The sequence below is a fragment of the Oceanobacter kriegii DSM 6294 genome (assembly GCF_000422845.1).
Classification (GTDB): Bacteria; Pseudomonadota; Gammaproteobacteria; order Pseudomonadales; family Oceanobacteraceae; genus Oceanobacter; species Oceanobacter kriegii.
Window position 1 is genome coordinate 110,188 of the sequence record NZ_KE383932.1, and the last position, 13,857, is coordinate 124,044.

A 13,857-nucleotide genomic window follows, 5' to 3' on the forward strand; every position below is an offset into this window, starting at 1 on the left:
TTTCCTGTAACAAAGGTTGTTAGAACGCCGTGTTGTTGAACGACTGATTGTTGAAGGTCAGGTTGGAAGTCCACTGTTCAAGCAGGCCGCGGTACGGCTTGATGAAGTGCTCTTCGGCAAACTTGCCTTGCTGTTTGGCCAGCCGGCTGCGTTCTTCGCGGTCGTACACAATCTGGGTTACCGAGTGATCTGTGTGCTTCAGGTTAGGCTGGTAGGTTTGGCCAGCCACTGAGTTGGCGTTGTAGATCTCCGGGCGATAAATCTTCTGGAAGGTTTCCATGGTGGCGATGGTGCTGATCAACTCCAGGTTGGTGTAGTCGGTCAGCAGGTCGCCAAAGAAGTAGAACGCCAGCGGTGCAACGCTGTTTGGCGGCATGAAGTAGCGCACCTGCAAGCCCATCTTCTTGAAGTACTGTTCGGTCAGCGAGGTTTCGTTTGGCTCGTATTCCACCCCCAGTACCGGGTGTTCGTTTTCGGTTTTCTGGTACACCTTGCTGTCAGACACGCTCAGGCAGATGACCGGCAGCTTGCTGAAGTGTTGGGCGTAGGTGTCGGAATGCACAAAGCTCTGGAACAGCTTGCCGTGCAGGTCGCCAAAGTTGGCTGGCACGCTGAAGCCGGTTTTGCCTTTGTTGTATTCCAGCAGTTCAACGCTGAAGTCGTAGTCGCGCACGTAGGAGGAGAAGTTGTTACCAACGATGCCTTCAATACGTTTGTTGGTTTTGTGATCGACGATGTTGGTTTTCAGCACTTCGATGCTTGGGAAAGACTGGCCGTTACCTTCAATCTGAATATCCACCGACACAATTTCCAGCTCTACCGAGTAACGGTCGGCACTTGGGTTGTCCCAGTAGGCCAGTGCGTTAAAGCGGTTGTTGATCATGCGCAGGGCGTTTTTCAGGTTCTGCTCGCGGCTTTCACCACGGGCCAGGTTGGCGAAGTTGGTGGTCGCACGGGTGCTTTCGGCCGGTTGGTAGTTGTGGTCGAAAGCGATGCTTTTGATGCTGAAGGTAAATTGCTGGCTCATGGCGATCATTTCCTGATGATTCTGGCGAAGGCCACTTTTGGCGGCCGGTTGCGATGGGTGTATTTGTACCGAAATAGGTTGTTGAAGAAAATTGATATTGTTTCAAGGAATATTGAGGATGACTCATGTTTAAACATGAAGCCGCTTCACGTCGGGGTCGAAGGGTGTTGAATTGGGCTCATTCAGGGATCGCATTTTTGAAAAATGTGATCTGGTTCCGTCTGGTGATTGGAAGTGGTGATGAAGAACGGTGATGGGGAGTTGTGAGAGGGAGCGGTGATGGAGAGATAACAGCGCTGGCGGTGCGCAGTGCGCACCCTGCGGATGATGTTTATTCGTCTAGATTCGGGGCTGGCCAGAGTTCAGGGTGCGCAGCGCGCACCGTGCGGGATAGCGAGTTGCTGGGTGGCTATGGCGATTCGGCCCGGAAGGTTTCAACCAACAGGTCGTGGAATCTCGATACCGCTTTGTCGTTTTGCGAGAGCGGGCTGCGGTACACCGCCACTTGCATGGGTTCCAGTGGCCCCAGGTTGTGCTCGCTGCCCAGTATTTCCAGGTGTGGCGGCACAATGCAGCGGGTAAAAACGGCAATCGCCAAACCGCTTTCCACCGCTGCAATTTGGCCGGTGACGCTGGAGCTGCTGTAAACAATGCGGTAGTCACGCCCTTGCTGCGCCAATGACCGGATTGCGGCGGTATGGGCGAGACTTTCTTCTTCGTACACGGCAATGGGCAGCGGGTTTTTGCGCCAGATTTCGAAGTGCGGTGAGCCTACCCACACCATGGGTTCGTGAAACAGCGGTGTGCCCTGGTGGGGGCGGGCTTTGGATACCAGCCCGATGTCGAGGTCGCCACGCTCGATTTTGGGAATCAGGGCGCTCGATTGTTCGCACACCAGTTCAATCTCTACCTGATCATGCAAGGGTGTAAAGCGCTTAAGCACCGGCGTCAGGTATTTCGGGGCGTAGTCGTCGGGCACGCCGAGGCGGATGCGGCCGGTGAGTTCATCGCCGTCGAACGCGCGGCGGGTTTCGTTGTGCAAGTCCAGCATCCGGCGTGCGTAGCCAAGCAGTTTTTTGCCGTCTTCTGTCAGCGCCAGTTGCCGTGGCCCACGCAGCAACAATTGGGTATTAAGCGCCTGTTCGAGCTTTTTCAGCTGCATGCTGACCGCCGACTGAGAGCGGTGCACCATCGGAGCAGCTGCCGACAAAGAGCCACTGTCGACAACCGCCACGAAGCACTTTAGCCAGTCTATCTGAATGTCTTGTAGCGCCATGCCCGCCGCCTCGTTGAACTTTATCTATTTGAAAACCTAATAGTATCAGTTCGATTTATCCGTTTTTCGATTTTTATTCAGCCCGCCATAGTGGTGCCAGATGCTGGATAACAACTTGATGAGAGCCGGATAGATGAGCGAACGACAGAATGCCCAAATACGGGAGGTCTTTGACACACAGCAGGTGTGGAAGGGCTTCTGCAAGCTGGCACCGATTTCCATGTTTGTGGTGGTGTTTGGGGCGGCGTTTGGACTAGCCGCGGCGCAGCAAGGGCTGTCGGATGCCTCGACCGTTGCCATGAGTGCGCTGGTTTTTGCCGGTTATGCCCAATTTGCCGCGTTGGATATGTGGGGCGCACAGGTGCCTTTGTTCACGCTGTTGGCAACGGTTTTTGCCATTAATGCTCGCCATTTGTTGATGGGGGCAACTTTGTATCCCTGGTTGTCGAGCATGAGTGTGCGCAAGCGCTATGGCGTGATGACGGTGGTGTCGGATGCCAACTGGGCGATGTCGTTGCAGCATTATCAAAATGGTCAGTCAGGGCTTGGGGTGTTGTTTGGTGGTGGCTTGGCTCTATGGTTGTTTTGGGTGGTTGGCACCTGGCTTGGTGTTGCCTTTGGCAGTGGCATCAGCGGTGGCAGCGCGACCATGGAACGCTTTGGGCTGGATATGGTGGTGGGTTGCTTCCTGTTGGCGATGGCGTTTGGTGGTGAGCAACGTTTGCGTGAATGGTTGATCTGGCTGGTGGCGGGCGTTGTGTCGTTGTTGGTGTGGGGCGTGCTGGAAGCCAACAGTTATGTGGTGGCCGGAGCGGTGGCTGGCGGGTTGTTTAATGTACTGCTGCATGAGCGCAAGTCGCAGCAAACGGAGGCAAAGCCATGATGATTGAAACCACAGGCAACAGCCTGATTTGGCTGATGTTGGCCATGGCATTGGTGACACTGGCAACCCGCTGGGGCGGTGTGTATGTGATGTCGATGGTGCCCATTGGCCCTCGTGGGCAGCGTTTTATTGAAGGTATGTCGGGGTCGGTGTTGATTGCTTTATTGGCACCGATGGCTGTGAAAGGCGATGTAGGGGCTCAGTGTGGTTTGTTGGCAACGGCGCTGGCGATGTTGGCGTGTCGTAAGCCAATGGTGGCCATTACCGCAGGTGTGTGTGCCGCGGCTGTTGCCCGGCAGGTGTTTGTTTGATTGCCGGGCGTCGTTGTGGCTTCTGGGTGGGCGAGTAGGCCCACCTTCCTGTCTTTTTATTCCATGAATTTTTTGCATAAACGCTTGCGATTGACGGTCGTTGTTTAATCAATCGTCGTCGCCGATGATTTATCCAATATCCGGGCGTTATATCCAGAATCGGTACGAAGATATCGAATGGCTTTCGCTTGGTTATTTTCAAGGTAATCAGGGAGAAAGGCGATGGCGAGTTATATAAATCCGGCCTCAACCAGCAAAACGCTGGCGTTGTTTTTGGCAACCGATTCCGACTCCAGTGGTGTTTACGGGCATGTATTTGATGACCCCGAATACCAGGCTGGAGATTCACTTCATTCTATATCCAATCCCGAATCCGGTTTTGAAACCGGTCTCTACCACCATGTGTCGGCCTATCGCTCGATGTTCACCGACAGGGTATCCAAGCATACGCGCATGGCAGCGGTGGTATCGGTACGTCATTCCCGGCGGCAGCTGGGTCTGGACGACAGCTGTCATCTGTATCGTTCAGAGCACGGGGCGGGTCGCAGTGGTGCTGCCATTGCTGATGCCTTGTCGATCATCAGCAATGAAACCCGCTGGCAGGACATTCAGAAGCTGGTGATTATTCCGGTCAATCGCCTGCCGGTGCAGCCAGATACCCTCGATCAACTGTGCCGATTTGGCAATGGCAAGAGTCTGGTGGTGCCGTACTGCCAGGGGCAGCCGGGTTTCCCTGTGGTGGTCGGCCGGGCGCTTTGGCCACAGCTGATGCTGTTTCCCGGTGACAATCTGATTGAGCGCTTGGTGGCGAACGCCCCCGGTAATCTGGTGAAGCTCAACGTGAACGACAGCCGTACGCTGGACACCCCGCCGGGCCTGTATCGCTCAGCCTGAGGTTTTACGAGGCGCTAGGTTTCAGAAATATCCTTTCAATAAAAATAATCGAACAGATTGATGCGTTGTTGGGCACAAATATCAATATTTATAGAACGCCCCGAATTACGCATCAAATGGCGCGGTAAATCCCTGTGATTCGAGAGTTTGTTTAACAGAATGGCTGATAAATCCATTGGTGAGTATTTCTCATAAGCCTCCGCTATTTGCGTCGCTAATGAGCCAATATTCGCTGTGATAGCGTTTTGTTATTCCTGCGAACCTCAATCGATCTTCTTTTTTATTTTCACACATATTTGGGAACCAACTATGAAACCATCTCCTGTTGGAGTTTATGGCGTGGCACCGCTGTCTTTGCTGGTCGCGACTTTGCTGATCAGTGGCTGTCAGTCCGAGTCGTCTGAAACGCCTGCGGCGGCCGCAGCCGAGCCAGTGGCGGTAGACGTGCAAACCATTCGCCCGCACACCATGGCGGTACCGAGGGTGTATCCGGGACGGACTCAGGCGTCTGACGATGTTCAGGTGCGCTCGCGCATCAGTGGCATTGTGCTGGAGCGGCAGTATCAGGAAGGCCGTTTGGTCAGCGAGGGCAGTCCGCTGTTCCAGATTGACCCGACCCTGTACCAGTCGGCAGTACAGCAAGCCCAGGCCGATCTGGATTACGACAAGGCGCAATTGCGTCAGGCCGAGCGCGAGTGGAAGCGGATTTCCAGTCTCTACAAGAGCAAAACCGTCAGCGAACGGGATTACGACAATGCCCTGTCGAATCTGGAGCTGGCCAAGGCCTCGGTGCAGCGCACGGCAGCCAGCCTTGACGATGCTCGTATCCATCTCGATTACACCGCCATCACTACGCCGATCAGTGGCTATGCCGGTATCCGACAGGTGGAGCCGGGTGATCTGATCAACGAAGGCGATGTGTTGGTAACGGTGCAGCGGCTTGATCCAATTTATGTTCAGTTTTCCATTCCGGAAGCCGATGCCGTGCGCTTTGGTGCGGCGTTGCAACCAGACGCTGGCTCTGGCCAGGCATCCGACCTGAAAGGTGACGTTAACCCGGTGCATATCCGTTTGTTGCAGTCGGATGGCCGCCTGTACGAGCGCGAAGGCCGGATTGACTTCAGCGACCGTCAGGTTGATCCCGAAACCGGCACCGTACGTTTGCGGGCGCAGTTTCCAAACCCCAATGCTGAGCTGATTCCCGGCCAGTTTGTGCGGTTACGGGTGAACGGCTTGCAGCTTGAAAACGCCATTGATGTACCGGCCCGTTCGGTGTCGCAGCGCGGCCAGGAGTCGGCGCTGCTGTTGGTGAATAGCAGCAATGAAGTGGAGCCGGTCGAGGTGCAACTGGGCGAGCGTATTGGCGAGCGCCAGCTGGTGGTCGGTGGTTTGGCGGCTGGTGATCGGGTGATTGTCAGCGGTCAGATGAAGCTGCAACCGGGCATGACCGTTGATCCTCAGCTTCTAAACCAAAACCACGCCCAGACCGAAACCCAGACCCAATCCAAGAGAGAGCAGGACGTTGCAGAGGTGACTGAATAATGGCGAAATTTTTCATCGACCGACCGGTACTGTCGATCGTGTTATCGATCGTCATGCTGATGTCGGGGTTGGCTGCGCTGTACGACTTGCCGGTCGAGCAGTATCCGCAAATCGTGCCGCCAGAAGTGATCGTGCAGGCTAACTACCCGGGAGCCAGCGCCGAAACCATCGCTGAAGTGGTGGCAGCGCCGATTGAGCAGCAGATCAATGGCGTTGAAGACATGATCTACATGCGATCGGTCACTGCCAACGCCGGTTACATGCGTTTGTCGGTGTATTTTGAGATTGGCACCGACCCGGATCAGGCCACCATTAACGTCAATAACCGGGTGCAGGCGGCGTTGGCCAGCTTGCCGGATATTGTGCGCCAGCAAGGGGTCACGGTGCAGAAAAGCTCCAGCTCCATCATGGTGATGGTGGCGCTGTCGTCGCCGGACGACACTTTCGATAGCCTGTACCTGAATAACTACGCTTCGCAGTTCGTTACCGACCAGCTCAAGCGGGTCCCCGGCGTTGGCGATGCCCGGGTGTTTGGTCAAACCGACTATTCCATGCGGATTTGGTTGCAACCGGACATGCTGGCGCAGTATCAGCTGACGCCATCCGATCTGGCCGACACCCTGCGCGAGCAGAACATTCAGCCCGCAGCGGGTAACTTTGGTGCCGCACCCGGCAATGACCATCTGGATTTTGCCTATGCCGTGACGTCGGACGGTCGCTTCAAAACCGCCGAGCAGTTCCGCAACATCATTGTTCGTTCCGATGCCGAAGGCGGCATTTTGCGGCTGGGTGATGTGGCCCGGGTTGAGCTTGGCTCCGAACGCTACGCCTTTAATGCCTCGTTGAACGGCAAGCCGTTTGCGCCCATCGCCATTTATCTGCAACCGGGTGCCAACGCGCTGGATACCACCAACGCTGTGCGGGCCAAAATGGAAGAGCTGTCGGCACGCTTCCCGCAAGGGCTGGAGTTCTCGATTCCGTACAACACCACCAAGTTTGTGGAAGTGTCGGTAGAGGAGGTGATTCACACCTTTATTGAAGCGCTGGTACTGGTGGTTCTGGTGGTGTTCCTGTTCTTGCAGAACTTCCGCGCCACCCTGATCCCGTTACTGGCCATTCCGGTATCGCTGGTGGGCACCTTTGCTGGCATGTACCTGTTTGGTTTCTCGGTCAATCTGCTGACGCTGTTCGGCATGATTCTGGCCATCGGTATTGTGGTGGACGACGCCATTGTGGTGCTGGAAAACGTCGAACGACTGATGCGGGAAGAGCATCTGTCGCCGCGTGACGCTGCCGTAAAAGCCATGGAAGAAGTCACCGGGCCGGTTATTACCATCGTGCTGGTGCTGTGTGCGGTGTTTATTCCGGTGGCCTTTATTGGCGGTTTGTCCGGGGTGTTGTATCAGCAATTTGCCATCACCATTGCCATTTCGGTGTTCCTGTCCGGGCTGGTGGCTCTTACGCTGACGCCAGCCTTGTGCGCCATCATGCTGAAAGAAGGCCACACCGAGCCAGCGGCTCCGTTCCGCTGGTTTAACCGTCAGTTTGACCGCCTGACCGGTGGCTACTTGTCGGGTGTATCGTTTTTGCTGAAACGGGCGGTGCTGGGCGTGGTGCTGTTTGCCTGTCTTATTGGCCTCACCATTGTGATGTATGGCCGGGTTCCTACGGCACTGGTGCCACCGGAAGACCAAGGCATTGTGATTGCCGTGGCGCAGTTGCCAGCAGCGGCTTCGCTGGGCCGTACCGATGCAGCGGTGAATGAACTGACCGAACGCCTGGTAGACGACCCATTGGCACAAGACGTGGTGGCCTTTGCCGGTTGGGACTTGCTGGCCGGAGGCCTGAAAACCAACGGCGGCGTTGCCTTTGTGGCGCTGAAAGACTGGAAAGAGCGACAAGCGCCGGGGCAAGACGCCCAGAGCATGGCCAACGTGTTGAATGGCGAAGAAGCCGCCAATCCAGACGCCAACATCATTGCCTTCACGCCGCCGCCAATTCAGGGGCTGTCGACCACCGGAGGCTTTGAAGGCTATTTGCAAAATCTGGTGGGAGCGCCACCGGCGGAGCTGCAAGCCATGGCGGATCAGTTGATTGCGGCGGCTAACGCCCGTCCAGAGTTGCAAGGCGTGCGCACCACGCTGGATACCGGCATTCCGCAATACAAACTGGAAGTCGACCGTGAAAAGGCCCGCTCCCAGAATGTGCCGATCAATACCGTGTTTGAAACCATGCAGAGCACCTTCGGGTCGTTGTACGTTAACGACTTCACCCTGCAAGGGCGCAACTACCAGGTGAACTTGCAGGCCGAGGCGGAATACCGTCAGGGGCCGGAGAACCTGCGCGATGTGTACGTGCGCTCGACCGATGGCAACATGATCCCGCTGTCGACTCTGATCGATGTCGAACGGGTGTCCGGGCCGGATATTATCGAGCGCTTTAACGTGCTGATGTCGGCTCGCATCATGGGAAATCCAGCGCCGGGTTACAGCTCGGGTCAGGCCATGGTGGCGATGCAGGAAGTCGCCAATGAGGTGCTGACGCCGGACTACAATCTGGCCTGGTTTGGTTCTGCTTATCAGGAACAGCAAGCAGGTTCTGCCAGCACCATTGCCTTTGTGTTTGGTGTGATCATGGTGTTTCTGATTCTGGCGGCCCAGTACGAACGCTTCTGCCTGCCGTTCGCGGTGGTGATGGCGGTGCCGTTTGCGATCTTTGGCGCAGTGCTGGCCATCTGGTTGCGAGGCATCAACCTCGATATCTACTTCCAGATTGGCTTGCTGGTGCTGATTGGTCTGGCTTCGAAAAACGCCATTCTGATCATCGAGTTTGCCGTGCTGGCGCGTAAAGACGGGGTATCGGTCCATGAAGCGGCAATGCAGGCCGCGCGGCTGCGCTTCCGGCCGATTGTGATGACCTCGTTGGCGTTTATTCTCGGCGTGGTGCCGTTGGCGCTGTCCAGTGGGGCCGGCGCTGCCAGCCGTCACTCTATTGGTACGGGTGTGATTGGTGGCATGTTGGGCGCGACGACGTTGGCGATTGTGATGATCCCGTTGTTCTACGTACTGGTTGAGCGGCTTTCCGGTAACAGCAAAGCCCCAGATCAGAAAGCCTGATAGTTACAGGTCCGACTGTAAAACCACCACGGCGTAAGCGGTTCGCAATTATCCTTCTGCGAACGTGCCCCTGCGTCAGTGGTGGTTCTTCTACTTCTATTGATAAAAATTCCCGGGAGCGCGGCCCGCCCGCAGTTACGTTTTGCTGAGCCCGGTTAAGTCCCTGATTTAAAACCCCTTCTTGCCGCTGGCGGAAATTTCTTGCCTGTTCTGGCTTGCCGCCCGGCAAACTTGGCAAGCCGGTTGCAACTCCCCCTCTAACAAACAGTTTTAACGGTAGAAACGCCAAAAAGGCGACGGACTCATGGCCAAAACTTCACCAACCGAGTGAGGGCGTCAAAGAGTCGTCAAGCTACCGGAAAGAGGGGAAGGGTATGGTTGATCGTGTTGATGTGAATTCTGTGCTGATGCAAATGCGCCAGGTGAAGAACCAGCTTCGCAGTCAGCAGGAGTTGGCTGTTAATCAGTCGGCACAAGCGGCCAATGCCGGTGTTGCGCCGGGCGCTAACATTGGCGGCTTTAATCCCAATACCAACCCTACCGCGTTGAATCCAAACAGCATGACGACCGATGGCGTTGCACCCAGCCGTTTTCAGGCGCAGCTGGCCCAGCAGTTGGAGTCGGTCACCGCCACCGAGGCTGTGAACCCGACCGCCAAAATGGATGAAACCGTTCCCGATTTTCAAACCATGTTTGCCAACGGCATCAATGCCGTCAACGACAATCAGAAGGCCGCCAAGGAGCTGGCAACCCGTTTCGAGCAGGGCGACCCAACGGTAGACCTGCCGGATGTGATGATTGCGATGCAAAAATCCTCCGTGTCTTTTCAGGCCATGACCCAGGTGCGCAACAAGCTGGTGGAAGCCTACAAAGACGTTATGAACATGCCGCTGTAAGGGAGAAGCCCATGACCCACATGACCTTCATCCCATCGAACAGGAGTGCCTACCATGGCTGATGTACCTGCCAAACCCGGCGATCTGGCGGCCAACGGTGCAGCGGCATCGGGCGCTGCTGCCACGGCTAATGCCGACAGCGCTGCACTCGACAGCCGTCGTACCGACGCTGCTGCAGAGAAATCCGGCCACCCGGTGCTACTGGGCTTTAACAAGCTGCCGATGGGCCGTCAGGCGGTCACCATTGGCGGTATTGCTCTGGTTATCGCACTGTCGATTGCGATCATGATCTGGTCGCAAGAGCCAACCTACAAACCGCTGATTCATCGCCTGCAAGACCACAATGCCCAGGAAATCATTGAGGTGTTGCAGCGCGAAGGCATCGCATTCGAGATTGATCCCGGCACCCAGATTTTGATGGTGGAAGCCAACGACCTGCACGATGCCCGCATGAAGCTGGCGGCTGCAGCACTGATCGACGACAAAACCGTTGGCCTTGAAGTGCTGGATCAGGACAGCTCGCTGGGCACCAGCCAGTTTATTGAAAACGCCCGCTACCGCCGTGGTCTGGAAGGCGAATTGGCACGCACCATCGCCAGCGTAAAGTCCATTCGTAATGCCCGCGTGCACCTGGCGCTGCCGAAGCAATCGGTGTTTGTGCGAGACCAGCGCAAGCCGCGGGCGTCGGTGTTTCTGGAGCTGTTTCCGGGTCGTGACCTGAACAAGGATCAGGTCGAGGCGATTGTGAATCTGGTGGCATCAAGCGTGTCGGAAATGTCCCGTGCGGACGTCTCCATCGTCGACCAGTACGGCAACCTGCTGTCGAAAGAAGAAGAAACCACCGAAGAGCTGCTGGCCGCCAAGCAACTGGAGTACACCCAGCGGGTGGAAGATAACGTGGTGCAGGCGGTGAATAACATCCTCAAGCCGGTACTGGGCAGCGACAACTACAAGGCCGAAGTGTCTGCCGATATCGACTTTACCCGTCTGGAACAGGCGGAAGAACTCTACAACCCCGATCTGATTGCTCTGCGCAGCGAACAGCTGATCGACGAATCCAACAATGGCCCCATCAATGGTGGTATTCCGGGGGCGTTGTCGAACCAACCACCGGCAGACCCAACCGCTCCTGAGCAAGCCATCGGCACGGGTGGTGCTGGTGCTGGGGGCAATGGCCGTTCCCGCTCGGAAGCCACTCGCAACTATGAAATCGACCGGACTCTCAGCTTCAAACAGCATCAAGTGGGACGTCTGAACCGATTGACCGTTGCTGTGGTGGTGAATGACCGTGAATCGTCCAACGCCGATGGCGAGACCGTCTATATTCCATGGACGGAAAACGATCTGCAGCGACTGGAAATTCTGGTGAAAGACGCCGTCGGTTTTAACGCCGCCCGTGGCGACAGCGTTAACGTGATCAACTCGCCGTTCATGGGCAAAGCCGAACTGGAAATGGGCGAGCCCGAATTCTGGACCCAGCCCTGGTTCTGGGAAATCATGAAACAGGTGATGGCAGGCTTGTTCATCCTGATTCTGATCTTCGGCGTGATCCGACCCACCTTCAAGAGCTTGTCCAGTAAAGGTGAAGAAGACGACGCCATTCTGCTGGAAGAACTGGAAGATGCAGATTCCGGTATGGAAGAAGATTCGGTCACGATTGCCGGTATGGATCAACTGCTGTTGCCCGGTGCCTCCGAAAGCTACGAACGTCAGCTGGATGCACTGAAAGGCCTGATTGCAGAAGACCCTGCGCGCGTGGCTCAAGTCATAATCGGATGGGTGAACGAAGAAAATGGCTGATGAAAAAACAGACCTGACCCGCGTCGAGCGGGCAGGCATCCTGCTGATGAGTCTGGGTGAGAAAGACGCCGCCGAGATCCTTAAACACATGGGCCCGAAAGAGGTTCAGAAAGTGGGGTCGGCGATGGCCACCTTACAGAACATTAACCAAACCCAGGTGGAAGGCGTGGTGGCGGAGTTTCTCGAAGCCGTCTCTGGCCAAACCGGCATGGGCCTTGGGTCGGATGACTACATTCGCAATATGTTGACGCAGGCACTGGGCAGTGACAAAGCAGGCGCCCTGATCGACCGCATTCTGCTGGGCGGCAATACATCGGGTCTGGACTCGCTCAAATGGATGGAGCCACGTCAGGTGGCTGACCTGATCCGTCATGAGCACCCGCAGATTCAGGCCATCGTGGTGTCGTACCTCGACCCCGACCAGTCGGCCGAAATTCTCTCCAACTTTGACGAAAAAGTTCGCCTCGACATCATCATGCGGGTGGCATCACTGGAGGCTGTACAGCCTGCGGCCCTGAAAGAGCTGAACGACATCCTCGAGCGTCAGTTCTCTGGCAAGGGTGGAGCCCAGACCACCACCATGGGAGGCGTCAAAGTGGCGGCCAACATCGTCAACATGGTCGACAGCACATTGGCGGCCGAACTGCTGGAGCGCATTACCGAAGTGGACGAGGATCTGGGTACCCAGATTCAGGACCTGATGTTCGTATTCGACAACCTGGTCGACGTCGACGACCGCGGTATTCAGGCGCTGCTGCGCGAAGTGGGCACCGACCTGCTGGTGCTGGCGCTCAAGGGTGCCGATCCGAATTTGCAGGAAAAAATCTTCAAGAACATGTCCAAGCGGGCTGCCGAACTGCTGCGCGACGACCTCGACGCCAAAGGGCCGGTCAAGGTCAGCGAAGTGGAGGGTGCGCAGAAAGAAATCCTCACCATTGCACGTCGTTTGGCCGATGCTGGCGAAATCATGCTGGGTGGTGGTGGCGAGGCCATGGTGTAGTAACACCAGGCCTTGTTTACACGGGTACAGATTCGGGTGAATGGCGATAACTGATGGCAGGCAACGACTCACACAAGCAGGATCAGGAACGTGAGCTGATGTTCGATAAGGAAGGCGAGCAGGCGCGGCCGTGGAAGTTGCCATTCTGGACCGAGGAAGTGGTGCACAAGGCCGAGCGGGAGCAGCCGGATACCTCGTTGATGATTGCCAATCGCCGCCGTCAGCCAGAGCCTGAACCCGAGCCGGAAATTGAAGAAGAAATTCAGCTGCCGACCGCCGAAGAACTGGAGAATATTCGTCGCGAAGCCTACAACGAGGGCCTTGAACAAGGGCTGGTGGAAGGCCGCCAGAATGGTGAAAAAGCCGGTTACGATGACGGCTATGCCAAGGGCCTCGAAACCGGTAAGCAGGAAGGTGAAAAAGCCGGCAACACCATCGGATTTAACGAAGGCAAGGCCGAAGCCCTGAAAGCAACCGGCGAGCAGGTGGAGCAACTGTTGGACCGCTTCAAGGCGTTGCAACAGGTTGCCAGCCAAAGCCTGATTGAACGTGATCAACAGCTGCCGGAAATGTTGGCAGGTTTGGTGATGATGGCGTGCGAGCAGGTGCTGCGTTATGAGCTGGCGGATGGAGCCAAAAACATCCACCAATACGTGCGCAGCGCGTTGGAACAACTGCCTGACGGCGCAGAACAGCAAGCGAAAGTATTTGTGTCCAGAGACGATGCCAGCTTTCTGGAAGGTCAGTTGGCTGAGTTTGGCGAAAGCCTGGACTTCAATATCGACCCGAACCTGCAGGCCGGTGAATGCAAGGTGAAAACCGCCGACAGCCAAGTGGACTATCGGGTGTACGACCACCTGCAACAGCTGTTAGAACAGTTGGCTCCGGCATTGGTGCAAACCGTACCTGACGAAGAAACCCAGGCTGCCGAATTGGCGCAGGAAATCGACGAAGCTGTTGAGCAGTTGCATGCCGAGCCTGAAGAACCAGAGTCCGCAGAACCAGAATCCGCAGTACCAGAATCCGCAGAGCCAGAATCTGCAGAACCAGAATCTGCAGAACCAGAATCCGTAGAAGCTGAATCCGTAGAAGCTGAATCCGTAGAAGCTGAA

Annotated in this window: 11 protein-coding genes; 9 read left to right on the plus strand and 2 right to left on the minus strand. The window is 56.1% G+C overall.

The window, feature by feature from the left end; translation table 11 throughout:
* Positions 1–19: 19 nt before the first annotated feature.
* Complete coding sequence (locus tag G516_RS23075; RefSeq protein WP_051219553.1) at positions 20–1,027, minus strand: DUF1852 domain-containing protein; 1,008 nt, start codon at positions 1,025–1,027, stop codon at positions 20–22.
* A 409-nt stretch (positions 1,028–1,436) separates the two neighbouring features.
* Positions 1,437–2,303, minus strand: a complete 867-nt coding sequence (locus G516_RS0117050; protein ID WP_028294663.1) for a LysR family transcriptional regulator — start codon at positions 2,301–2,303, stop codon at positions 1,437–1,439.
* Positions 2,304–2,436: 133 nt separating this feature from the next.
* Between G516_RS0117050 and G516_RS0117055 the strand changes: the two genes are divergently transcribed.
* From G516_RS0117055 to G516_RS23085, 9 genes are all read left to right on the plus strand, one after another.
* Positions 2,437–3,186: an AzlC family ABC transporter permease gene (locus G516_RS0117055; RefSeq protein WP_028294664.1), complete on the plus strand. Its 750-nt coding sequence runs from the start codon at positions 2,437–2,439 to the stop codon at positions 3,184–3,186.
* Complete coding sequence (locus tag G516_RS0117060) at positions 3,183–3,497, plus strand: AzlD family protein (protein WP_028294665.1); 315 nt, start codon at positions 3,183–3,185, stop codon at positions 3,495–3,497. The genes G516_RS0117055 and G516_RS0117060 overlap by 4 nt, the downstream gene beginning before the upstream one ends.
* A 222-nt stretch (positions 3,498–3,719) precedes the next feature.
* On the plus strand, positions 3,720–4,391 hold the full coding sequence (locus tag G516_RS0117065; RefSeq protein WP_028294666.1) for a glycosyltransferase family protein: 672 nt from the start codon (positions 3,720–3,722) through the stop codon (positions 4,389–4,391).
* 309 nt (positions 4,392–4,700) lie between these two features.
* Positions 4,701–5,933: an efflux RND transporter periplasmic adaptor subunit gene (locus tag G516_RS23080; RefSeq protein WP_084645168.1), complete on the plus strand. Its 1,233-nt coding sequence runs from the start codon at positions 4,701–4,703 to the stop codon at positions 5,931–5,933.
* Complete coding sequence (locus G516_RS0117075) at positions 5,933–9,049, plus strand: efflux RND transporter permease subunit (RefSeq protein WP_156879088.1); 3,117 nt, start codon at positions 5,933–5,935, stop codon at positions 9,047–9,049. Before G516_RS23080 ends, G516_RS0117075 begins: the two co-directional genes overlap by 1 nt.
* Before the next feature lie 374 nt (positions 9,050–9,423).
* Entirely contained in the window at positions 9,424–9,945 is a 522-nt protein-coding gene (fliE, locus tag G516_RS25115; protein WP_051219555.1) for a flagellar hook-basal body complex protein FliE, read from the plus strand.
* A gap of 54 nt (positions 9,946–9,999) precedes the next feature.
* Positions 10,000–11,745 carry a flagellar basal-body MS-ring/collar protein FliF gene (fliF, locus tag G516_RS0117085; RefSeq protein WP_084645170.1) on the plus strand — a complete coding sequence of 582 codons (1,746 nt, stop codon included), beginning with the start codon at positions 10,000–10,002 and terminating at the stop codon, positions 11,743–11,745.
* Positions 11,738–12,745, plus strand: a complete 1,008-nt coding sequence (gene fliG / locus G516_RS0117090; protein WP_028294670.1) for a flagellar motor switch protein FliG — start codon at positions 11,738–11,740, stop codon at positions 12,743–12,745. The genes fliF and fliG overlap by 8 nt, the downstream gene beginning before the upstream one ends.
* A gap of 53 nt (positions 12,746–12,798) precedes the next feature.
* Positions 12,799–13,857, plus strand: a 1,059-nt coding sequence (locus G516_RS23085) for a FliH/SctL family protein (protein ID WP_036537227.1), incomplete at its 3' end; no start/stop codon positions are given.

Excerpts from the sequence above, each read along its gene's own strand:
- G516_RS23075 (WP_051219553.1), bottom strand. The coding sequence starts at position 1,027 with ATGAGCCAGCAATTTACCTTCAGCATCAAAAGCATCGCTTTCGACCAC.
- G516_RS0117050 (WP_028294663.1), bottom strand. The coding sequence starts at position 2,303 with ATGGCGCTACAAGACATTCAGATAGACTGGCTAAAGTGCTTCGTGGCG.
- G516_RS0117055 (WP_028294664.1), top strand. The coding sequence starts at position 2,437 with ATGAGCGAACGACAGAATGCCCAAATACGGGAGGTCTTTGACACACAG.
- G516_RS0117060 (WP_028294665.1), top strand. The coding sequence starts at position 3,183 with ATGATGATTGAAACCACAGGCAACAGCCTGATTTGGCTGATGTTGGCC.
- G516_RS0117065 (WP_028294666.1), top strand. The coding sequence starts at position 3,720 with ATGGCGAGTTATATAAATCCGGCCTCAACCAGCAAAACGCTGGCGTTG.
- G516_RS23080 (WP_084645168.1), top strand. The coding sequence starts at position 4,701 with ATGAAACCATCTCCTGTTGGAGTTTATGGCGTGGCACCGCTGTCTTTG.
- G516_RS0117075 (WP_156879088.1), top strand. The coding sequence starts at position 5,933 with ATGGCGAAATTTTTCATCGACCGACCGGTACTGTCGATCGTGTTATCG.
- fliE (WP_051219555.1), top strand. The coding sequence starts at position 9,424 with ATGGTTGATCGTGTTGATGTGAATTCTGTGCTGATGCAAATGCGCCAG.
- fliF (WP_084645170.1), top strand. The coding sequence starts at position 10,000 with ATGGCTGATGTACCTGCCAAACCCGGCGATCTGGCGGCCAACGGTGCA.
- fliG (WP_028294670.1), top strand. The coding sequence starts at position 11,738 with ATGGCTGATGAAAAAACAGACCTGACCCGCGTCGAGCGGGCAGGCATC.